The 21,342-nt window shown below is 63.4% G+C and carries 21 protein-coding genes; 12 read left to right on the plus strand and 9 right to left on the minus strand.

Annotated elements, in window-relative coordinates:
• Nucleotides 1-275: 275 nt before the first annotated feature.
• Complete coding sequence (locus RFN30_RS06180; protein WP_320261248.1) at nt 276-1,124, plus strand: SDR family oxidoreductase; 849 nt, start codon at nt 276-278, stop codon at nt 1,122-1,124.
• Between the two features lie 69 nt (nt 1,125-1,193).
• Nucleotides 1,194-2,183: an alpha/beta hydrolase gene (locus RFN30_RS06185; RefSeq protein ID WP_320261249.1), complete on the plus strand. Its 990-nt coding sequence runs from the start codon at nt 1,194-1,196 to the stop codon at nt 2,181-2,183.
• A gap of 71 nt (nt 2,184-2,254) precedes the next feature.
• On the opposite strand, the gene RFN30_RS06190 is transcribed toward RFN30_RS06185, so the two are convergent.
• Entirely contained in the window at nt 2,255-3,703 is a 1,449-nt protein-coding gene (locus RFN30_RS06190) for a DEAD/DEAH box helicase (protein ID WP_320261250.1), read from the minus strand.
• A gap of 407 nt (nt 3,704-4,110) precedes the next feature.
• Here RFN30_RS06190 and RFN30_RS06195 point away from each other — a divergent pair, with 407 nt between their 5' ends.
• From RFN30_RS06195 to waaF, 4 genes are all read left to right on the plus strand, one after another.
• Nucleotides 4,111-5,643 (plus strand): acyl-CoA carboxylase subunit beta, encoded by a 1,533-nt coding sequence (locus RFN30_RS06195; protein WP_320261251.1) that lies wholly within the window; start codon nt 4,111-4,113, stop codon nt 5,641-5,643.
• A 7-nt stretch (nt 5,644-5,650) separates the two neighbouring features.
• Nucleotides 5,651-5,824 (plus strand): hypothetical protein, encoded by a 174-nt coding sequence (locus tag RFN30_RS06200; protein WP_320261252.1) that lies wholly within the window; start codon nt 5,651-5,653, stop codon nt 5,822-5,824.
• 266 nt (nt 5,825-6,090) lie between these two features.
• Nucleotides 6,091-6,879: a glycosyltransferase gene (locus RFN30_RS06205; protein WP_320261547.1), complete on the plus strand. Its 789-nt coding sequence runs from the start codon at nt 6,091-6,093 to the stop codon at nt 6,877-6,879.
• A gap of 60 nt (nt 6,880-6,939) precedes the next feature.
• Complete coding sequence (gene waaF / locus RFN30_RS06210) at nt 6,940-7,956, plus strand: lipopolysaccharide heptosyltransferase II (protein ID WP_320261253.1); 1,017 nt, start codon at nt 6,940-6,942, stop codon at nt 7,954-7,956.
• Between the two features lie 4 nt (nt 7,957-7,960).
• Here the strand turns inward: waaF and RFN30_RS06215 are convergent, their stop codons facing one another.
• Genes RFN30_RS06215 through RFN30_RS06225 form a run of 3 tightly spaced genes read right to left on the minus strand, consistent with a single transcriptional unit; the run spans nt 7,961 to nt 10,039 of the window.
• The gene (locus RFN30_RS06215) at nt 7,961-8,299 is read right to left on the minus strand and encodes a hypothetical protein (RefSeq protein ID WP_320261254.1); all 339 of its coding nucleotides are present in this window, start codon (nt 8,297-8,299) and stop codon (nt 7,961-7,963) included.
• Between the two features lie 46 nt (nt 8,300-8,345).
• A complete protein-coding gene (locus RFN30_RS06220; RefSeq protein WP_320261255.1) occupies nt 8,346-8,522 on the minus strand; it encodes a hypothetical protein in 177 nt (58 codons plus the stop codon).
• Nucleotides 8,519-10,039 carry an NAD(P)H-hydrate dehydratase gene (locus tag RFN30_RS06225; RefSeq protein WP_320261256.1) on the minus strand — a complete coding sequence of 507 codons (1,521 nt, stop codon included), beginning with the start codon at nt 10,037-10,039 and terminating at the stop codon, nt 8,519-8,521. Before RFN30_RS06225 ends, RFN30_RS06220 begins: the two co-directional genes overlap by 4 nt.
• Nucleotides 10,040-10,385: 346 nt before the next feature.
• Between RFN30_RS06225 and RFN30_RS06230 the strand changes: the two genes are divergently transcribed.
• Together RFN30_RS06230 and glnA are read left to right on the plus strand one after the other, a co-directional pair.
• A complete protein-coding gene (locus tag RFN30_RS06230) occupies nt 10,386-10,724 on the plus strand; it encodes a P-II family nitrogen regulator (RefSeq protein WP_006205430.1) in 339 nt (112 codons plus the stop codon).
• 71 nt (nt 10,725-10,795) lie between these two features.
• Complete coding sequence (gene glnA, locus RFN30_RS06235; protein ID WP_126100258.1) at nt 10,796-12,205, plus strand: type I glutamate--ammonia ligase; 1,410 nt, start codon at nt 10,796-10,798, stop codon at nt 12,203-12,205.
• A 78-nt stretch (nt 12,206-12,283) separates the two neighbouring features.
• Here glnA and RFN30_RS06240 read toward each other — a convergent pair whose 3' ends face one another.
• Nucleotides 12,284-13,708 carry an APC family permease gene (locus RFN30_RS06240; protein WP_320261257.1) on the minus strand — a complete coding sequence of 475 codons (1,425 nt, stop codon included), beginning with the start codon at nt 13,706-13,708 and terminating at the stop codon, nt 12,284-12,286.
• A 146-nt stretch (nt 13,709-13,854) separates the two neighbouring features.
• Here RFN30_RS06240 and RFN30_RS06245 point away from each other — a divergent pair, with 146 nt between their 5' ends.
• Together RFN30_RS06245 and RFN30_RS06250 are read left to right on the plus strand one after the other, a co-directional pair.
• A complete protein-coding gene (locus RFN30_RS06245) occupies nt 13,855-14,457 on the plus strand; it encodes a TetR/AcrR family transcriptional regulator (protein ID WP_320261258.1) in 603 nt (200 codons plus the stop codon).
• A gap of 30 nt (nt 14,458-14,487) precedes the next feature.
• Entirely contained in the window at nt 14,488-15,654 is a 1,167-nt protein-coding gene (locus tag RFN30_RS06250; protein ID WP_320261259.1) for a DmpA family aminopeptidase, read from the plus strand.
• Between the two features lie 122 nt (nt 15,655-15,776).
• Here RFN30_RS06250 and RFN30_RS06255 read toward each other — a convergent pair whose 3' ends face one another.
• The gene (locus RFN30_RS06255; protein ID WP_127858203.1) at nt 15,777-16,814 is read right to left on the minus strand and encodes a glutamine synthetase beta-grasp domain-containing protein; all 1,038 of its coding nucleotides are present in this window, start codon (nt 16,812-16,814) and stop codon (nt 15,777-15,779) included.
• Between the two features lie 311 nt (nt 16,815-17,125).
• Here RFN30_RS06255 and RFN30_RS06260 point away from each other — a divergent pair, with 311 nt between their 5' ends.
• The gene (locus tag RFN30_RS06260; RefSeq protein ID WP_320261260.1) at nt 17,126-17,317 is read left to right on the plus strand and encodes a DUF2735 domain-containing protein; all 192 of its coding nucleotides are present in this window, start codon (nt 17,126-17,128) and stop codon (nt 17,315-17,317) included.
• Nucleotides 17,318-17,399: 82 nt separating this feature from the next.
• On the opposite strand, the gene RFN30_RS06265 is transcribed toward RFN30_RS06260, so the two are convergent.
• A complete protein-coding gene (locus tag RFN30_RS06265; protein ID WP_320261261.1) occupies nt 17,400-19,289 on the minus strand; it encodes an MFS transporter in 1,890 nt (629 codons plus the stop codon).
• Here RFN30_RS06265 and RFN30_RS06270 point away from each other — a divergent pair.
• Nucleotides 19,225-19,632 carry a hypothetical protein gene (locus RFN30_RS06270; protein WP_320261560.1) on the plus strand — a complete coding sequence of 136 codons (408 nt, stop codon included), beginning with the start codon at nt 19,225-19,227 and terminating at the stop codon, nt 19,630-19,632. The two genes, RFN30_RS06265 and RFN30_RS06270, sit on opposite strands and share 65 nt — an antisense overlap.
• On the opposite strand, the gene RFN30_RS06275 is transcribed toward RFN30_RS06270, so the two are convergent.
• A complete protein-coding gene (locus tag RFN30_RS06275; protein ID WP_320261262.1) occupies nt 19,629-20,420 on the minus strand; it encodes an ATP12 family chaperone protein in 792 nt (263 codons plus the stop codon). The genes RFN30_RS06270 and RFN30_RS06275 overlap by 4 nt on opposite strands.
• 10 nt (nt 20,421-20,430) lie before the next feature.
• On the minus strand, nt 20,431-21,291 hold the full coding sequence (locus RFN30_RS06280; protein ID WP_320261548.1) for a DMT family transporter: 861 nt from the start codon (nt 21,289-21,291) through the stop codon (nt 20,431-20,433).
• Nucleotides 21,292-21,342 lie beyond the last annotated feature (51 nt).

Raw genomic sequence — 21,342 nt, forward strand, 5'->3', positions numbered from 1 at the left:
GCGGCGAGACCCTAGAAACCGGAAGCCGCGGTTTCAAGGCAAGATTTTGCCTGGTCCAGTCGCATTCCGGACGCTGCAATGCTCGCGACCATTTCAACCATGCACCCAAAAGCGCTCTTTTCATCCCATTTCTTCGCCGCTAGAGCACTAATGCTTTGCGCGTCCGACCGGACGCGCAAAGCTGTAGGATTATAATCTGGCGCATGATTCCTTTCCGAAAACCGGTACCGGTTTTCGGGGTCATGCGCCGACCCAGACAATTCGCAGGGCTTTCAATGACACTCTACCGGGCCAACCCGAAAGACGGTGTCGCCTGGATCACGGGCGGCAGCAGCGGCCTCGGCCGGGCGCTGGCCAAGGACCTCGCACGGCAGGGCTATACCGTGGCGGTGACGGCGCTGCCGAGTGACCCAGCCGACACGCTGCTGGTCGAGACGGCCCAGATGACCGGCCATGTGAAATCATTCCCCTGCGACGTGACCGACGAAGAAGGGATGGCGCGGACGGCCGCCGCGATCGAGAACGAGATGGGGCCGATCGTGCTCGCCGTCTTCAACGCCGGCAACTACATCGCCACTCCCGGCGAGCACCTGGTGGTGCGCGATTTTCATCGTTCCTTCGCCGTCAATTATTTCGGCATCGTCAACGGCCTGGTGCCCGTGGTCGACTACATGCGCACACGGGGGCGCGGGCATGTTGTCCTGGTCGGATCGGTCACGGCCTATTCCGGCTGGCCGACCACCGCGGCTTATGGCGGCACCAAGGCGGCGATCAACATCCTGGCGGAATCGCTGAAATACGATTTCGACAAGATGAACATCCGTATCCAGGTGATCAATCCGGGATTCGTCGACACGCCGCTGACGGAAAAGAATACGTTGCCCATGCCAAGCCTGATGCCTGTGCAACGTGCATCGCGCCGCATGGCGCGCGGCATCAGGAAAGGCGGCTTCGAAGTCACTTTCCCCTATCACATTAGCTGGCCTTTGAAGCTGCTTAGTCTGCTGCCGCGTCCGATTGGTCGCCTCGTCATCAGCCTGACGACCAGCTGGAAGGCGCGGCCGCTGTTTTTCGATCGCAAGACACCGAGCGAGACGAGCGCATCATCGGACAATGCGAAATAAGCCCGGCGAACTGCGATTGCCTGCCGGCGGATGCGGCCATAGGTTGAGAATTGTTGCTTGGAGTCGGCGATGGGGCGACGGATCTTGCTTGCGGTATTGGGTCTCGCCCTCATCTTGGTCGCCGGTTTCGTTCTCGGCCCACGCGTGGCCGTCGACACGACGATCCGTTTCGATCCTTCGGTGATCGGCGACGATCCGCAGGCCTATCTGGCGCATGAAGAAGCGGCTGTGCCCAATATCCGCGACGGGCTGGACAAGGAGATCATCTGGGCGAACCCGATGGTTCACGCCAAGACGAAGCTTGCGATCGTCTACATCCACGGCTTTTCGGCGTCGAAGGGAGAGGTCCGCCCGCTGCCGGACGACGTCGCCGACGCGCTCGACGCCAATCTCTTCTACACGCGCCTGACCGGCCACGGGCAGGACGGTGCGGCCATGGCCAAAGGCAGCGTCAATGCCTGGATCAACGACTATGAGGAGGCGCTGGCGATCGGCCGCGCCATCGGTGACAAGGTGATCGTCATCGCCACCTCGACCGGCGGCTCGCTGGCGACATGGGCCGCAACCCAGCCGGGCGCCTCTGACGGCGTCGCAGCAATCGCATTCATCTCGCCGAATTTCGGCGTCAAGGCGTCCGGCGCCGAGTTGCTCACCATGCCCTGGGGCAGAGAGATCGCCGAGCTTGTCGGCGGCAAGGAGCGCAGCTTTCCGCCGCGCAACGCGCTGCACGAAAAATTCTGGACCACGAAATATCCGATGGCGGCGACGCTGCCGATGGCCGCACTCACCGATCTCGCCTATGGCGCGCAGGTCGAGAAAGCGACCGTCCCTGCCCTGTTCATCTTCTCCGATGCCGACAAGGTGGTGCGGCCCGACCGCACGCGCGAGATCGCCGGCCGCTGGGGAGGCGCCCACGAGCTGGTGCCGGTCGACGATACGGGCGACCGGGACAATCACGTCATTGCCGGCGATGCGCTGTCGCCGCAGACCACGGCCTTTCTTACCGAGCGGATCGTGGTGTGGGTGAAGGCGTTGATGCAGCAACAATCAGGCCAGTGAAACGAGAAACGGCCGGAGCGCTGCCCCGGCCGTGTCGTCTTTCGGTTCCTGGTGAAACTCAAAGATGGAACTTAAGCGGCCCGGTTCGCCGGCCGCTTGCCGCCGAAGCGGCGCTTGTTGTTGCCCTTGAAGCGCTTGAAGCCGTCAGGCTTGCGCTCGCCATTCGGCTTGGCGGCCATGGGGCGTTCGCCCTGCGGCTTCGGCGCGAATTGGCGCTCGCCATTGGGCTTGCCGCCGAAACGCTTCTTGCCGCTGTCGCCGCTGCCGGGCCGGCGGCCGTCACGGCGCCCGCCATGATGCTCGCGGTCATTGGCCGGCTCGAAATGACGCTCGGTCCTTTCCTTCGGATCGCGCTGCGGATCGGGGCTGCCGAGATGATCTGCGACAACCGGCAGCTTCATGCGGATGATGCGCTCGACCTGCCTCAGCTTGCCGTTTTCCGAGGGATCGCAAAGCGTGATCGCAATGCCGTCCCTGCCGTTGCGGCCGGTGCGGCCGATGCGGTGGACATAGCTTTCCGCCTCGTCCGGCAGGTCGAAGTTCACGACATGGCTGATACCGGGCACGTCGATGCCGCGCGCGGCGATATCGGTTGCGACCAGGATGCGCACCGAACCGTCGCGGAAATCGTTGAGCGCCTTCTGGCGGGCGTTTTGCGACTTGTTGCCGTGGATGACGGCGGCGTTGAAACCGTCGCGGGCAAGGTCCTTGGTGACGCGGTCTGCGCCGTGCTTGGTGCGCGAAAACACGATCACCGAGCGCATCGCCTCGTCGGCCAGCATTTTCGACAGCACCTGGCGCTTCTGCTTGGTGCGCGCGAGCACCACGCTCTGCACGATCTCGGCCGCCGTTGTGCTCTGCGGCGAGACCTCGATGCGGACCGGATCCTTCAGCAGGCCCTTGGCGAGCTCAGCGATCTCGTTCGGCATGGTAGCCGAGAACAGCGCGGTCTGGCGGTCCGGCGCGGTCGCCTTGGCGATGCGCTTGACGTCGTTGATGAAGCCCATGTCGAGCATGCGGTCGCCCTCGTCGAGCACCAGCCATTTGGTGTCGGCAAGGATGAGGTCGCCCTCGCGCACGAGATCGGTCAGGCGACCCGGCGTAGCGATCAGGATGTCGACGCCGGGGCCGATCTTCTTCACCTGGCTGTAACGGGAGACACCGCCGAGCACGAGCGCGGTCGAGATATGCGCGCCCTTGGCGAGCAGCTTGATCGTCTCCTCGATCTGCACGGCGAGCTCGCGCGTCGGCGCCAGGATCAGCGCGCGCGCCGTCTTCGGCCGGCGCTTGGTGCCGAGCCCGATGATCTTCGACAGGATCGGCAGCGCGAAGGCCGCCGTCTTGCCCGAACCGGTCTGGGCGATGCCGAATATGTCGCGGCCTTCGAGCTGCGGCGGGATCGCTTGAGACTGGATCGGCTTCGGTTCGGTGAAGCCTGCGATGTTGGCGGCCTTGAGCAGCGCGCCGGTGATTCCGAGGGCGGCGAAACCGTTCTGTTCCGCCTGGTTTTCGTTGGTCAAAATAATCTTCTTTCACGCGGCCCTGTGGCCGCAAACAGCGACGGCGGCAGGGCGCAACCTGCCGTCGAAAAATTGTGAGGAAACGACAAGGCGGCGGACCGGATGTCCGCGCGGCTGCGCTGTCGTGCCCGCGAGCTTCATGCCGCGGGGCTTTTTCGCCACCTTGTCGACTGCCGGACAGAGGGGCCGACTTGCCGTAAAGAGGGAAAACAGACGCAACCAGTCTCAATGCATGGAGAAAGCCGGTCAGTTCCGGCCCAAGCGCCTATGCCGCAGCATATGGCCGAGTCCGGCCCGAAATGCAAGAGGTCATGTTGCAATGCAGCATAACAGCGACCGAAAAGCGCCGCTTGCGCTCGGCTCCCCTCGCGATTACCACAAATCACCTTTCCTTTTTGGGGGTAGCGATGAAAGACGTGCTGAAGGAACTCGAGCGCCGCCGCGAGATCGCCCGCATGGGCGGCGGCAAGGAGCGGATCGAGGCTCAGCACAAGAAAGGCAAGCTCACCGCCCGCGAGCGCATCGAGGTGTTCCTCGACGAGGGCTCGTTCGAGGAGTTCGACATGTATGTCGAGCACCGCTCGACTGATTTCGGCATGGAGAAGACCAAGATCGCCGGCGACGGGGTCGTCACCGGCTGGGGCACCGTCAATGGGCGTCCTGTCTATCTGTTCGCCAAGGATTTCACCGTGTTCGGCGGCTCGCTGTCGGAGGCTCATGCCGAGAAGGTGGTCAAGGTTCAGGAGATGGCGCTGCGCAACCGCGCGCCGATCATCGGCCTCTACGATGCCGGCGGCGCCCGCATCCAGGAGGGCGTGGCGGCGCTCGGCGGCTATGCCGAGATTTTCCAGCGCAACGTGCTTGCCTCCGGCGTCATTCCGCAGATTTCGCTGATCATGGGCCCTTGCGCAGGCGGCGACGTCTATTCGCCGGCGATGACCGATTTCATCTTCATGGTGCGCGACACCTCCTACATGTTCGTCACCGGGCCGGATGTAGTGAAGACGGTGACCAACGAGACCGTGACGGCCGAAAGCCTCGGCGGCGCCACGGTGCACACGACAAGGTCCTCGATCGCCGACGGCGCCTATGACAACGACGTCGAGGCGCTGCTGCAGATGCGGCGGCTGGTGGATCTGTTGCCGGCATCCAACACCGCCGAGATCCCCGAGATCGAATGCTATCAGTCGGTGACGGATCACGACATGTCGCTCGATCGGCTGATCCCCGACAACGCCAACAAGCCCTACGACATCAAGGAACTGATCCTGAAGGTCGTCGACGAGGGCGACTTCTTCGAGATCCAGGCGAGCTTCGCCAAGAACATCGTCACCGGCTTCGGCCGCGTCGATGGTCGCACCGTCGGCTTCGTCGCCAACCAGCCGATGGTGCTGGCCGGCGTGCTCGATTCCGACGCCAGCCGCAAGGCGGCGCGCTTCGTTCGCTTCTGTGATTGCTTCTCGATCCCGATCGTCACTTTCGTCGACGTTCCGGGCTTCCTGCCCGGCACTGCGCAGGAATATGGCGGGCTGATCAAGCATGGCGCGAAACTGCTCTTCGCCTATGCCGAGGCCACCGTGCCGAAGATCACCGTGATCACCCGCAAGGCCTATGGCGGGGCCTATGACGTCATGGCGTCAAAGCACCTGCGCGGCGACATGAACTATGCCTGGCCGACCGCGCAGATCGCGGTGATGGGCGCAAGGGGCGCGGTCGAAATCATCTACCGCAAGGATATCGGCAACGCGGAAAAGATCGCGGCCCACACAAAGGCTTACGAGGATCGCTTCCTGTCGCCCTTCGTCGCGGCCGAGCGCGGCTATGTCGATGAAGTCATCATGCCGCACTCGACCCGCCGCCGTGTCGCGCGTGCACTGCGCATGCTGCGCAACAAGGATATGCAGAACCCCTGGAAGAAGCACGACAACATTCCGCTGTGAGGCGGCGATGTCACGACTGATCCTTCTGGCCGGTGAGCGTTTCGGCAGGTTTGCCGTCCTTATTTTTGCCTTTCCCCTCTTCATCCCGCTTCTCATCTGGCGCAGCGAGTTGGTTGCAGAGCGAGTCCGCCACTTCGACGGCGAATGGACGTCGAGGGTTGCCGACCACCTGGATCGGTAGAACTTGTTGGCCAAGCCGGCCGCCGGCACTTGGAACTCTGCCCCACCCAACCCGTCGCAGGAGGTTGACAACTAGCAACCTCTAATCACATTAATGTGATGGGCAGTAATGAAATGCTAATAACCCTTGCAACAAAGGGCGTTATTCCGTGCAAAGGCTATGGCGGGATAGAGCGTCAAGTCGACTGGCTGGCCACTGAACTGGTCAGGCAGGGCCACCGTGTCGTCCTCGTGGCTGGCCCTGGATCGTCACATCCATTGTGCGAGGTGCGGCATGCGGCGAGCGATGCCGAATGCCGCGCGGCGATCCCGCCGGAAACCCAGATCGTCCACCTTCACGCGTGGAAGATCGAGGTTCCTTTCCCAACCCTCAACACCGAACGCGGCCATTTGCCGAACTATCCGCGGCCGCAACCGAACTGGAGCTTCATCAGCGCCCGGCACGCCCAACTGCATGGTCGCAAGACTTTCGTCCACAACGGATTTCCGGTGGATGACTATCGGCTTGGCAAATCGAAGAACGATCGCCTCCTTTTCATGGCGGCCATTGCGCGCGCCGGAAAGGGCCTGAACCGCGCCGTCGACCTTGCCAGCAAATTCGACTTTGCCCTCGATATCGCCGGCGGCTCGCGGTGGAAGCTGCTGGGCCGAAGCCAGACCCGCCGCGAGGGTGTCTTCTTCAAAAGCCTTTCGCGCCGCTATCGCTTCAACGGCGTCGTCGACGGCGAGGAGAAGCTGCGTCTGCTCGGCGCGGCGAAGGCCTTCCTCAATCCGATCGCCTGGGAAGAGCCCTTCGGCAATGCGCCGGTGGAGGCCATGCTGTGCGGCACGCCCGTTTTGACCACCGCGCGTGGCGCCTTGCCGGAGACGGTGGACGCGGACACGGGCCGGTTCTTCGAGAGCGACGAGGAGTTCGCCCGCGGCCTTGCCGAGATCGCAGATCTGTGCCCACACAAATGCCGTGAATCGGCCGCCGACAGGTTCCCGATCGCGAAAGCCGCGAAGGCTTATCTGGAACTCTATGCCCGTATCCTTGATGGCGAAGCGCTTCCGTGACAAGGAACCGGCGTGCTTGCCGCTCGCGGCGACTGTGTCGGATCGAAAAGGTATCGCGCGTTGCGTCCCATTCTAGTGTTCTGCTTGCCGGCGATCGGCGACTTCATCCGTTGCCATTCGGCAGTTCAGATCATAGCCGAGACGTTTCCCGGGCACCCGATCGATGTCATCACCTCGCCGCTCGCCGCGCCGCTGGCGCGATTGATGCCGCTTGTCCGGAAGGCTTGGACCGTCGAAAAGCATTGGAACCCCGGTCTCAGGGAGCGGGCGCGGCTGGCGCGCGAACTCCGCCGGGAGAACTATCAGGCAGCCTATCTGCTCACCAGCAGCACCAAGGCGGCCTTTGTGCCGTGGCTGGCGGGCATTCCCGAGCGCATTGGCTATCCGCGCGAGTTCCAGTTCGGCATCGTCAACCGGTTGCCGGCCGGATGGCCGAAAACCTTCGTGGCTTTCGGCCCGCGCAAGACACGGCTTGTCGAACAGGTCTGTGCAATAGCTCTCCTCGGCAAGCAGCCTGCCGAGGAAAAGCAGCTGCCTGCTCCGCGATTGGCGGTATCCGCCGAAGACGTTGAAAGCTGGCGCCGGCGCAACGGGATCGACCCGGCAAGGCCGGTGCTTTGCCTCTATACGTCCGACTTCGAGAACATGCGCTCCTGGCCGCCGGAGCGCTTCGTCTCGATCGCACGACATCATATCGAACGGGGCTGGTCCGTCTGGCTTGTCGGCGGTCCGCGCGAACGAAAGGCTGCGGCCCAGATTCGCGCCTCGTTGCCTGAGGCGATCGACTTCACCTCGACGCCGGACATTGCGGAAGCTATGCAGCAGATTGCTGCCTCCACCGCCTTTCTCGGCGTTGATGGTGGTATCTCCCATGCAGCCGGCGCCTTGGGTGTTCCAAGCGTGCTCATCTTCGGCTCGAACCGATCCTACGTGCACGGACCCGTGAACGAGCAGGTAACCTTCATCGAGCCGCCGATTTCTACACCGAGCTGGATTGTGAACACGCGCGGCATCAGCGAGCAGAGCGTGCTCGAGGCGCTCACGACAACGGTCAGGAAATACCCCCGGTCGGCATGACCGTTTATTCTTCCGCTGCGGCGCCAAAACCCACGCTTATGCCCGCACGGGCGGTCTTCGCCCATGGCGTCGCATGGTTGTCGATGCGCATCTGGAACAAGAAGTAGGTCGGCGAGCAGCGACGCGGTAGGCGGCGCACCTCGCCGCAGCCCGCTTCCCCGCCGGGGCCTGCGAAATCGCGCCGGTCGAGCCGGTTGACGACGCCGACCAGTCGGAAGCGCGCCGCATCGGTCTTCAGCCAGCGCATGTCGATGATGCGGCCGACATTGCCGTCGGTCACTTCATAGAGCGTCCTCCCGCCGGCCTTCATCTCAGCGCGCAGCGCGGCGACATCGGCGGCCACGGTCTCGACGATCGCATGATAGGCCGGCGCCCATCGTAGAGTGTTTTCAGGTCGTCCTTGCCGCTGACGCCAAAATGCCGGCGAAGTCGAAGCCCTTGGCGTCGAGCCTGGCGAGCACCTGCGGATCGTCGACGATGGTGACCGGGCGGTCGGTGGCATGCGCCGTCTGAGCCAGGAATGCGTCCATGATGATAGCCGCGACAAGGAAAACCAGCCGCTTCATCTCGCGGTGCTCTCCATCAGCTCGCGCAGCACCGGCACCATCGCCAGCGGCAGATCATCCGCGATCAGGCCGGGTCCGAACCGGCTGCCGGCTTCGGCGTGTATCCACACGGCCGCGCAGGCCGCCTCGAACGCCGGCATGCCCTGCGCCAGCAGCCCGGCGACGATGCCCGCCAGCACGTCGCCGGAGCCCGCGGTGGCAAGCCATGGCGCGCCGTTACTGTTGATCGCGGCGCGGCCATCCGGCGCGGCGATAACCGTATCGGCCCCCTTATAGATGACGATGGCGTTGGCCAGTGCCGCCGCCGCACGCGCCTTGGCGAGTTTCGAAAGCGCCTTGTCGTCCGCCATGTCAGGGAACAGCCGGCCGAATTCACCCTCATGCGGCGTCATCACCAGCGCCGGAGCGCCGGATCCGTGGGCCGCCTGGAACAGTGTCTCAGGCTCGTCGCGAAACGAGGTGATGCCGTCAGCGTCGAGCACCAGCCCTTCAACGCCGGAGTCCTGCGCTTGCCCGGCGCCGAGCAGCGCAAGCGCGAAATCGCGCGCCTTTTCGCCGATGCCAAACCCCGGGCCGAGCACAAAGGACGAGGGGCGACGATCGGTGAGGAATGCTCCGAGATCGACAACCGCATCGACCTTGCGCAGCATGATCGAGGTCAGATGCGCGGCGTTCACCTGCATGGCGTTCGCCGGCGAAAGCACGGTCACCGCCCCTGCCCCGCTGCGAGCGGCCGCCAGCGCCGTCAGGCGCGCGGCACCTGTCGCCGACGGCCCGCCGGAAAAGATGCTGGCGTGGCCACGCCGGTATTTATGCGCATCGACAGCTGGGACCGGAAAGGCAGGCAGCCAGAGCGCCGGCACATTATCGAAGGTTCGCGGCGCGATCCGGGCGATGATGCCGTCGCCGATGCCTATGTCTGCAAGCACGATCTCGCCGCATTGCCCGCGGCCGGGCAAAAGCAGATGCCCCGGCTTCTTTCGCGCGAAGGTCACGGTAACGGCTCCGCGAAATGCGCTGCCGAGGATGGCGCCGCTTTCGCCGGAAACGCCGGAAGGCAGATCTATGGCGACGACCGGCAAGCCAAGATCCGTCGAGATCCGGATCGCCCTGGCGGCGTCGCCCGCCGTGGCTTTCGAGAGCCCCGCTCCGTACAGTGCGTCGACCACGAGCGAGCCTGTTTCGGCTGCGAAGGCGGATAGAGGTTTGGGCTCCAGCGGGCAATCGGCTGCCGCCAACGCGGCATCGCTGCCCGCCCGTGGCTCACCCGATTCCCACAACGCAACGTTGACACCGCTTTCCTGGAGCAAGCGCGCCACGACGTAGCCGTCGCCGCCATTGTTGCCGGGGCCGCACAGCACGTGCATCCGTTTGGCCGCCGGGTAACGCGCCAGCACCACGGCCGCGACGGCCTCGCCGGCGCGTTGCATCAATCCGTAGCCGTCGAGCGGACCTTCCGCAATCGCCAGCCGGTCTGCTTCGGCCATCTCGGCCGGCGAAAGAAGTTCATTGCGCATGGGATTGCCGATCTCCATCCGATCAAGCATTGTCCGATTTGCGGTTCGAAGCAAACGGCGACGGCCGAACACCACCCCAAAGCGGCGGCGCCTGGAGGGGCATCTGCCTGCAAATTACGCTATCTGCTCAATTTTTGCGCAGACGGATGGAGGAGCGATGTATAGGCTTTGGGCGTCGATGACGCATCCAATGCAGCGGATGACGCGAATTTGCATTCGGGTGCGGCATGGCATCTGAATCGCCCGACACCGTCTCCAACCACCGGAAATTGGCACGCTTCGTGCTTGATGGAGGCGCAAGCGGGGCACACAACCCGTCTCTTTGGCAGTGGAGGCCATTTTCTAGATGAAAAAGATCGAAGCGATCATCAAGCCATTCAAGCTGGACGAAGTGAAGGAAGCGCTTCAGGAGGCCGGGCTGCAGGGCATCACCGTCACTGAAGCCAAAGGCTTCGGCCGGCAGAAAGGCCATACCGAGCTCTATCGGGGCGCCGAATATGTCGTCGACTTCCTGCCCAAGGTGAAGATCGAGGTCGTGCTCGGCGACGACGCGGTCGAAGGCGCCATCGAAGCCATACGCAAGGCGGCGCAGACCGGCCGCATCGGCGACGGCAAGATCTTCGTCTCCAACATCGAGGAAGTCGTGCGCATCCGCACCGGCGAGACCGGGATGGATGCTGTCTGACACCCCTCCCCACCCTTCCTCTTTCCTGAACCGTCATCATCAAAAAACGTCATCACACAGGGATACATGACATGACGACAGCCAAAGACATCATGAAGCAGATCAAGGACAACGACGTTAAGTTCGTCGACCTGCGCTTCACCGATCCGAGGGGCAAGCTGCAGCATGTGACGATGGATGTCGTCGAGGTCGAGGAAGACATGTTCGCCGACGGCGTCATGTTCGACGGTTCCTCGATCGCCGGCTGGAAGGCGATCAACGAGTCCGACATGGTGCTGATGCCGGACACCGATACCGTCCATATGGATCCGTTCTTTGCCCAGTCGACCATGGTCATCCTGTGCGACATTCTCGATCCGGTCTCCGGCGAGGCCTACAACCGCGACCCGCGCGGCACCGCCAAGAAGGCCGAGGCCTACATGAAGTCGGAAGGCATCGGCGACACGGTCTATGTCGGTCCGGAAGCCGAGTTCTTCGTGTTCGACGACGTCAAGTACAAGGTCGACCCCTACAACACCGGATTCCGCCTTGACTCGACCGAGCTGCCGTCCAACGACGACACCGACTACGAGACCGGCAACCTCGGCCATCGTCCGCGCATCAAGGGCGGCTATTTCCCTGTGCCGCCGGTCGACTCCTGCCAGGACATGCGTTCCGAGATGCTGACCGTGCTCGCCGAGATGGGCGTGCGTGTCGAAAAGCACCACCATGAGGTCGCCGCCGCCCAGCACGAACTCGGCATCAAGTTCGACACGCTGGTGCGCAACGCCGACAAGATGCTGATCTACAAGTATGTCGTGCACCAGGTCGCCAATGCCTATGGCAAGACGGCCACCTTCATGCCGAAGCCGGTGTTCGGCGACAACGGCTCGGGCATGCACGTCCACCAGTCGATCTGGAAGGGCGGCAAGCCGACCTTCGCCGGCAACGAATATGCCGGCCTGTCGGAGACCTGCCTGTTCTATATCGGCGGCATCATCAAGCATGCCAAGGCGATCAACGCCTTCACCAACCCGCTCACCAACTCCTACAAACGTCTGGTGCCGGGTTATGAAGCGCCGGTGCTGCTCGCCTATTCGGCGCGCAACCGCTCGGCCTCCTGCCGCATTCCGTTCGGCTCGTCGCCGAAGTCGAAACGCGTCGAGGTCCGCTTCCCCGATCCGGGCGCGAACCCCTATCTCGGCTTCGCCGCGATGCTGATGGCCGGCCTCGACGGCATCAAGAACAAGATCCATCCCGGACAGCCGATGGACAAGGATCTCTACGACCTGCCGCCGAAGGAGCTGAAGAAGATCCCGACCGTCTGCGGCTCGCTGCGCGAGGCGCTGCAGAGCCTCGACAAGGACCGCGGCTTCCTGAAGGCCGGCGGCGTCTTCGACGACGATCAGATCGACTCCTACATCGAGCTGAAGATGGCGGAAGTCATGCGCTTCGAAATGACCCCGCATCCGGTCGAGTACGACATGTACTACTCGGTCTAAGTGACTGCATTCCCGACAAAAAAGAACCCCGGCGAAAGCCGGGGTTCTCGCATGGACAGACGCTCGGAGGGCTGAAGTCTATCCCGCAAGCTCGTCGGGGCCGTGCAGAGTCCAATCGGCGCGCCGCGACAGGAACAGCATGTAGTAGATTGCCGCGACGACCATGATCGCCAAAGTCGCGATCAGGCTCGGGCGACCGAAGGCGGCGTCGAACAGGTTCTGGTAGGCGACGTAGATCAGCGCCAGGAAAGCGAGGATCGCCGGCACCGGGAACAGCGGCATGCGGTAGTGGCCGCCCGAGGTCGTGCCGTTGCGGCGGCCGGCGAAGACGGCGACGCAAAGCAGTGCGTAGATCACCACCAGCGAGGTGCCGCTGACGACCAGCAGAAGGTTGAGGTCGATGAAGCAGGCGAGCGCTGCCAGCACCGCGACCACGATGGTGGCGACCCATGGCGATGCATAGCTGCCGTGGACTGACGCGACCGCGTTGTTGATCGGCCCGAACCAGGTCTTGTCGCGGCCGGAGCTGAACAGGAGCCGCGCTGCCTGCAGGATGATGGCGATGACGGCGTTGAAGATGGCCACCGCGATCGCCAGGCTGATCGCCACAGTCAGCCAATGGCCGCCGCGCGCCTCGAGGAAGTACTCGATCTTCTGGGGTGCTGAGAGCAGGCCGAGGAGATCCGGCGCGCCGAGCAGCACGGCGGTGAGCGGAATGAGTTCGGCGGCAACCGTGATCACCAGCGCCCAGAGCACCACCTTGCCGATGTTGCGCCTGGCGTCGTGCGTCTCCTCGCCGAAATAAGCGGCCGCGCCGTAGCCGTTGTAAGCGAAGAGCGACACGGCGGTGGACGCCAGGATGATGGCGGCGGAGGCCGGAACCAGCGTGTTGGTCGTGGCGTCGAGCAGTTGCGACGCGGTGAACAGGCTGGAGATCGGCCGCTCGACATTGGCAAAGCCCAGGCCGGTCAGGATCAGCAGCGCCAGCATTTCGATGCCAAGGAAGATGCCGGTGACCAGGGCGTTCAGTTTGATGCGCATGGCGGCAACGATGCCGGCCAGCGCGATCGTCGCCACGCCGACCCATTGCGGGCTGAGATTGGGAATGAGGACGCCGAGATAGGTGCCGACGCCGAGCGCGATGACGGCGACGATCAAGACGATCGACACGAACACCAGCACCAGCGTGACGAAGCCCCAGAAGCGGCCGAGCGTGCGGCCGATCATGGTGTATTCGCCGCCGGCCATCGGATAGGCGGACGAAAGCTCGGCATAGACGAAGGCCATGAACAGGCCGATGACGGCCGCAATTACGAAGCTCAGGAACGAGCCGGTGCCGGCCAAAGCAATGACGCCCGGCACGATGATGAAAACGGACGAGGCCGGCGTCACCGCGGAAAGCACGATCATCAGCGTGCCCAACGCATTCAGTGCCCGGTCCAGACCCTTGGTGCCGGACGCGGTCTTGTCGACGGTCGCCGTGGCGGCTTCGTTTGTGGACATTTTCCTCCCCTTTTTTTTAATTAGATAAAAATTACTATCCGCAACGGAACCTATCCGCGTCGACACATATCGTCAACAAATATGCCATATACCGACTTGCAAAAAATCACTCACCAGTTTTAATTGAATCAAATTCAGGAAATGAAATGGGCAGACCCAAGACACAGACCGATCGCCGCCTGACGCTGGTCGCGGCAGCGGAATCGATGATCGCCAAGCGCGGCCTCGCCGGCGTCACCTTGCGCGACGTCGCCAACGAGGCGGGCATGAGCTCGAGCGCCCTGCTCTACTACTATCCGGGCCTCAAGGAGCTTCTGGACGACGTGCAGACAAAGGCTGTCGAGCGCTTCTGCACGCAACGCGCCGCGGCGGTCGCCGCGATCGCCGATCCGCGGGCGCGGCTGAAGACGATGCTTGAAAGCGGCCTGCCGACCGACCCCGACGACCAGCTTTGCCGGCTTCTTCTGGAGCTCGGCGCCTATTCGCGCTCGGATGCCAGCTACGCCGCCCGCCACATCACTTTGTTCGAGCGCCAGGTGGCGATCTATGTCGGCATTCTCGAAGCCGGCGCCGCCACCGGCATCTTCAAGCTCAACGTCGCCAGCGAGGTCATCGCCCGCAGCCTGGTTGTGCTGGAAGACGGGCTTGGCCTCCATCTCGTCAACGTGGTGCCGGCCGTCGACCATGTTTCGGCGCTGACGATCCTCACCAGCTACGCCGAGCTTGCGACCGGCTGCAGTCTTCGCTGAGCCGGCTTTCTTCAACGGAGCATTTTCAGCATGGACCAACGAGCAGCCTCGACCACGACGCCTACCGGCAAGACGCGCGCACGGGGCCTCGGCATTCCCCTGCCCGGCACGCCGGGCCCGGCAAACGCCATCACCGACGTCGAGGGCGTGCTCGTCGGCTATTCGACCCTCGTCAAGGGCGAAGGCAGGCTCAGCCTTGGCCACGGGCCGGTCCGCACCGGCGTCACCGCGATCCTGCCGCTCGGCCGCGACGGCGTCGGCACCGCTTGCGCAGCCGGCTATCATTCCTTCAACGGCAATGGCGAGATGACCGGCGCCTCATGGCTGGAGGAAGCCGGCAGCCTCAACATGCCGATCCTGATCACCAACACGCATGCGGTGGGTCCCTGCCATCGCGGGGTCGTCGACTGGGTGGCGCGCAACAAGCCTGAGGTCGCCACCCAATGGCTGCTGCCGGTGGTGGCCGAGACCTGGGACGGGTATCTCAACGACATCAACGGCTCGCATGTCACCGTCGACCACGCGATCGAGGCGATCGCCAATGCGGCCGGCGGCGCCATCGAGGAAGGCTCGGTCGGCGGCGGCACCGGCATGAACTGCTATGCCTTCAAGGGCGGGTCAGGCAGCGCGTCGCGAATCGTCGATTACGGCCATCGCTGCTATACGGTCGGCGTCTTCCTGCAGGCCAATTTCGGCTCGCGCCAGGAGATCAGCATCGCCGGCGTGCCGCTGGGGCATGAGCTCGCGGCCGACAATCCGATGGAAGCCTATTTCAGCGGCGGACCGACGGGCGCCGGCTCCTGCATCGGCATCGTCGCCACCGACGCGCCGCTGCTGCCCGGCCAATGCAAGGCGCTCGCCCGTCGCGTGCCGCTCGGCCTGGCACGCACCGGCACCGCCGGTTCGCATTTTTCCGGCGATATTTTTCTCGCTTTCTCGACCGCCAATCGCGATGCGCTCAACGGTCGCTTTCCGAAGGGCGCGCCGACGGAGCAGAGCTACAGCCGTATGGAGTTCATTCCCTGGGGCCGCATGGACGATTTCTACACCGCTGTGGTCCAGGCCGCCGAGGAGGCCGTACTCAACGCGCTGACCGCCAACACCGACATGATCGGCCGCGACGGCAACCGCAGCCCTGCCCTGCCGCATGCCAAGGTGGTGGCGGCGCTCAAATCGCGTGGCTTGATCGCCGGCTGACGGCAGCGCGGCGACCGGTCTCGAATGCAATCTCCATGCAAAAAAGCCCCGGCGTTCTCCCGCCGGGGCTTTTTGTCATTCACGTCACGCCGCGGGCGTGCGGGCCCGCGGCGTGAAAGAGATCAGGCCGCAGCCGAAACGGCAGCGGTCGGAACCTGCGAGATCGTCTTCAGGACCTGCGAGGCGATCTGGTAGGGGTCGCCCTGCGAGTTCGGGCGACGGTCTTCCAGATAGCCCTTGTAGTCGTTCTTGACGAAGGAATGCGGCACGCGGATCGAGGCGCCGCGGTCGGCGACGCCGTAGGAGAACTTGTTCCACGGCGCGGTCTCGTGCTTGCCGGTCAGGCGCTTGTCGTTGTCCGGGCCGTAGACGGCGATGTGGTCCATCAGGTTCTTGTCGAACTGCGCCATCAGCGCCTCGAAATAAGCCTTGCCGCCAACCTCGCGCATGTAGGCGGTCGAGAAGTTGCAATGCATGCCCGAGCCGTTCCAGTCGGTGTCGCCGAGCGGCTTGCAGTGGAACTCGATGTCGATGCCGTATTTCTCAGTCAGGCGCTGCAGCAGATAGCGGGCCATCCACATCTGGTCAGCGGCCTTCTTGGAGCCTTTACCGAAGATCTGGAACTCCCACTGGCCCTTGGCCACTTCGGCGTTGATGCCTTCGTGATTGATGCCGGCGGCAAGGCACTGGTCGAGATGCTCCTCGACGATCTGGCGCGCCACCGAGCCGACGTTCTTGTAGCCGACGCCGGTGTAATAAGGCCCTTGCGGGGCCGGATAGCCGGTCTCGGGGAAGCCGAGCGGACGGCCATCCTTGTAGAAGAAATATTCCTGCTCGAAGCCGAACCAGGCGCCTTCGTCGTCCAGGATGGTGGCGCGCTTGTTGGAGACATGCGGCGTCACGCCATCCGGCATCATCACTTCGCAAAGCACCAGCACGCCGTTGGTGCGGGCCGGATCCGGGTACACGGCAACGGGCTTCAGCACGCAGTCGGAGCTATGGCCCTCGGCCTGGTTCGTGGAGGAGCCGTCGAAGCCCCACAGCGGCAGCTGCTCGAGCGTCGGGAACTCGGCAAATTCCTTGATCTGGGTCTTGCCGCGCAGGCTGGGGGTCGGGACGTATCCGTCGAGCCAGATATACTCGAGCTTGTATTTGGTCATTCTAGAGCCTCTCGTTGCTTGATCACCGCCAAACGGTGGCGACGCATGGCCGGGTCGAGCCGGCCTGCCGAACCGTTAAAATGCAATTCGTGTGCCACTCGGGAACCGGTGGGTGCGGCAAAATGGTCACGAGATCGTATGGAATGCGCTGAGCCGCCTCAGCGCTGCGCTGAGATCAATCAGAACCGAAATATGCATAAATACTAGGCAAATATTGATCTTTTTATGGGCATATTGCCTAAATGAATCGCAGAACCTACATTGCCGGAAAGATGAATCGAAAAGCTCGTGAAGAAGAAAGGAGACCGGCAATGGAGATCGTCTCCACCCGTCCCACGGCCAAAATTCTGATGTTCCCGCTTGCAGGCCGCGCGTCTGCCTCAAATTTAGGCGCAAAGGCCAAGTTCGCGGCAGAGCTTGCCTCGCTGCGCAATACGTACGCCGATTTCGACGGCTGGTACCACGAGGCGGCGGTCGAGGAAGAGAACCAGCGCAAGAGCTGACCTCCTCCTGCAACGCTTTTGCATGAAAAAGCCCGGCGTGATCGCTCACGCCGGGCTTTCTCATTGGCAGACGGCCGATCGGCTACTGCTTCGCGTGCAGGTCGGTGCCGAGCGTGTCCCTGACGAAGATCATGCCGATGACGAGCGACATCGCCGCGATCACCACCGGGTACCAGAGGCCGTAATAGATGTCGCCCTTATAGGCGCTGAACGCGAACACCGTCGCCGGCAGCAGGCCACCGAACCAGCCATTGCCGATATGGTAGGGCAGCGACATGCCGGTATAGCGGATGCGGGTCGGGAACATCTCGACCAGGATCGCGGCGATCGGCCCGTAGACCATCGTCACGAACACCACCAGGATGAACAGGATGCCGATGGTCATCGGCCAGTTGATGGCTGCCGGATCGGCAAACATGGCGAAGGGACCGCCACCGGGGATGTTGTAAACGGTGATCTCCGACGCGCCGGCCGCCTCGTCCTTGGTCAGCAGCTTGTCGGCGACCGCCTTGTCGGCCGGAACCGTCGTCTTCTCGCCGCCGCGGATCGCCGCGGCGTCGAGCTTCAGTTCCGGATTGGCCGCGATAAAGGCGTCGAGCTTCTGGTCCGGCACCTTGGCGGCGGCGCGCTTCAGCGGATAGCCGCCGTCCTGCAGCGACGTGTTCACCGCCTTCTGGAAGACGGCCTCCTTGGCCTTGGCCTGGTCGCCGGCGGCGACGGCATCATAAGATTCCACCGTCTCGTTGCCGATCTTGACCGTGGCCGCCGCGCCAGGTGCTGCCGTCGAGACGACGTCGTAAGGCACCGAGTTCTTGGTCAGGAACGAGGTCGCGATATCGCAGGATGTCGTGAACTTCGCCGTGCCGACCGGGTTGAACTGGAACCTGCAGTCGCCAGGCGCTGCCGTCACCGTCGCGCGCGTGTTCTGCTGCGCGGTGGCCAAAGCCGGGTTGGCGGCCCAGGTCAGCGCCTTGAACAGCGGGAAGGTGCAGACAATACCAAGCGCAAGTCCGGCCATGATGATCGGCTTGCGGCCGATCTTGTCGGACAGCCAGCCGAACACGACGAAGAAGATCGAGCCGACGGCCAGCGCGATGGCGATCATGATGTTGACCGACTGCGCGTCGACCTTCAGCACGTTCTGCAGGAAGAACAGCGCGTAGAACTGGCCATTGTACCAGATCACGGCTTGGCCGGCGGTGAGGCCGAGCAGCGCCAAAAGCGCGATCTTGGCGTTCTTCCACTGGCCGAAGGCTTCAGACAGCGGCGCCTTGGAGCCTTTGCCCTCTTCCTTCATGCGCTGGAAGGTCGGCGACTCCGAGAGCGACAGCCGAATCCAGATCGAGACGGCGAGCAGCAGGAATGAGACGATGAAGGGAATGCGCCAGCCCCAGGACGCGTAGGTTTCCTTGCTGAGCGAACTCTGGACGATCAGGATGACGATCAGCGACAGGAACAGACCGAGTGTCGCCGTGGTCTGGATCCAGGAGGTGTAGTAGCCGCGGCGATCGTCCGGCGCGTGCTCGGCGACATAGGTCGCCGCACCGCCATACTCGCCGCCGAGCGCCAGGCCCTGCAGCATGCGGAGCCCGATCAGGATCACGGGTGCCGCGATGCCCCAGCTGGCGTAGCCGGGCAGCAGGCCGACCAGGAAGGTCGACAGGCCCATGATCGTCATGGTGACGAGGAAGGTGTATTTGCGTCCGACAAGGTCGCCGAGGCGGCCGAACACCAGCGCGCCGAACGGGCGGACGAGGAAGCCAGCGGCAAAGGCCAGCAGCGCGAAGATGTTGCGCGTCGCCTCGGGGATGGTCGGGCTGAAGAAGGTCGCGCCGATGAAGGCAGCCAGCGAGCCGTAAAGATAGAAATCGTACCATTCGAAAACGGTGCCGAGCGAGGAGGCGAAGATGACCTTCTTCTCCTCCCGCGTCATGCCGCGGCTTGTTCTGCCGACGGTCGAAGCCATTACCATTGCTATATCCTCCCGTGGATCCCGTCTGTCCTCGATGGCTGCGCGCCACCGTCCGCAACTCGTCCGGACACGGACTCAAAAAACGCAACCAACGAAGGAAAAAATGGCAGAAAGCGCCGACAAAAGGCAGCAAGACGATGGGATTATGACTTTCGTATTAGGTGCAATGCGAAAGCGGAGCGCGGCACTTGGGGTGTCTCATCTCTGGTGGATCTTCGATCCACTCGAAGTTCTTTACGCAATTGTGGACGGAAGACCGCCGCGCACGCTTCCTGGAATTGCTTTCTTTTCTTATGCAATTCCGGACGGAAACCGCTGCGCACTTTTCCTGGAATTGCTTTAGGCTTGCAGCGCTTCAAGCAGACTGACCGCCGCCATCATGTCGCGCTTGCGGGCGGAGCGGCGCGCGACCGCTTCGGCATCCTGGCCCCAATGCTCGATCTGCCAGTCCTCGTCGACATGGCCGGCGGCCCATGCTTCCTCGCCGTCGAGCTCGCCGAAATCGACGGCTAAAGCCAGCAGCGCCGAGCCGGTCAGCGAGGTCATGACATGGATCGCGGCCAGACGCTGCGGCTCGGCGCGCTGGGCAAGATGGGCGCCAAGTACGGCGATCGTCTCGCGCGGCTGCTCGACATGGATGACACCCTCGGCAAGGTTGAAGCGCGCGCCGAGGCTGCTCCTCGCCCAATCGAGGACGGGGTCCCAAAGCCTGTTCTGCCGATCGATCAACCCTTGCGGGCCGTCCGCCCGGTAGCAGAGCAGGTCTGACGACGCGAAACGCAGGACATCTTCCAGCACCGCTTGCGGGTCGCTGGCGACGCCATCGACAGTCGTGTTGGCAAGGCGCATGACCGGCATGGTCACGGGGTCGATGACCTCGCTCTGCGCGGAAAACTCGTCAGCCACCAGCCTCGCGGCTTTTTCGGTCGGCAGCACCAGCAGCGACTTTCCCGGCGTGCGGACCGGCCTGCCGTCGAGATGGACGGCAAAACCGCCTTCGACCGGCTCGACCGAAACGGCTTTGTAGAAGCGCTTCGGCAGCGGCGTCTTCATCTGGATCTGGGCGCGGCGCACCGGATCGGGATCGGAAAGCTGCTTTCCCGCTTCGAGGTCGTTGAGGATGTCGCGCATGTCCAACTCCTTACACTGTGGGCTGCCTGCGCGCCGGGCGGTTGACGATGATCAGCCCGGCAGCGATCAGCCCGAGCGCCAGAAAAATCCTGATCGTCAGCGGCTCGCCCAACAGCACCGCGCCGCACAGAACGCCGAACACCGGCGACAAGAAGGCGAAGCTCGACAGGCCTGCGGCCGGGTAGCGTGTGAGCAGCCAGAACCACAAAACATAGGTGAAGGCGACGACATAGAAAGACTGGAACATCAAAGCCAATGTCGGCAATGCAGCGATCTCGCGGATCGGCGGGCCGGCGAAAGGCAGCACCATGGCGCCGACGACGGCGGCGCCCGCCAGTTGATAGAGCAGGAGCTTCTCGGCGCTGGTCGCGATCAGCTTCGACCGCTTGATGATGATGCTGGTCAACGCCCAGAGGATGCCCGACCCGAGGCTGAGCAGATCGCCCGACAGTGTCGCGTCACTGCCGCCGAAGATGCCGTCGGAGAACACGGCCAGCAGACCGCAGAAGGCAAGCACGAGGCCGCCAAGCTTGCGTGCGTTGATGCGCTCGCCAAGCAGAAAATGGCCGCCGATCAAGACCCAGAACGGCATGGTGTTGACCAGGAGCGTGTTGCGGGCGACGGTCGTGTATTCCAGCCCGATATAGAGAAACAAGAACTCGACGCCGAAGAGCACGCCGACGACACTGCCTGCAGTCAGCGTCCCGTCCGCTTCAAACAGCTTGATGCCGCGCAGCCGGCACCAGCCGAGAACGCAGAGCCCGCCAATGATCGAGCGCGCAATCGACACGAACACCGGATCGTAACCGGCATAGGAAATCTTGGCGGCGACGTAGTTCAGCCCCCAGGACAGCGTCAGCCCGACCATCATGGCCGCCGCCGTCAGGTCGACCGCATCGCGGCGGTCGAGCGTATCGACGGC

It is taken from the genome of Mesorhizobium dulcispinae (assembly GCF_033977345.1).
Classification (GTDB): Bacteria; Pseudomonadota; Alphaproteobacteria; order Rhizobiales; family Rhizobiaceae; genus Mesorhizobium; species Mesorhizobium dulcispinae.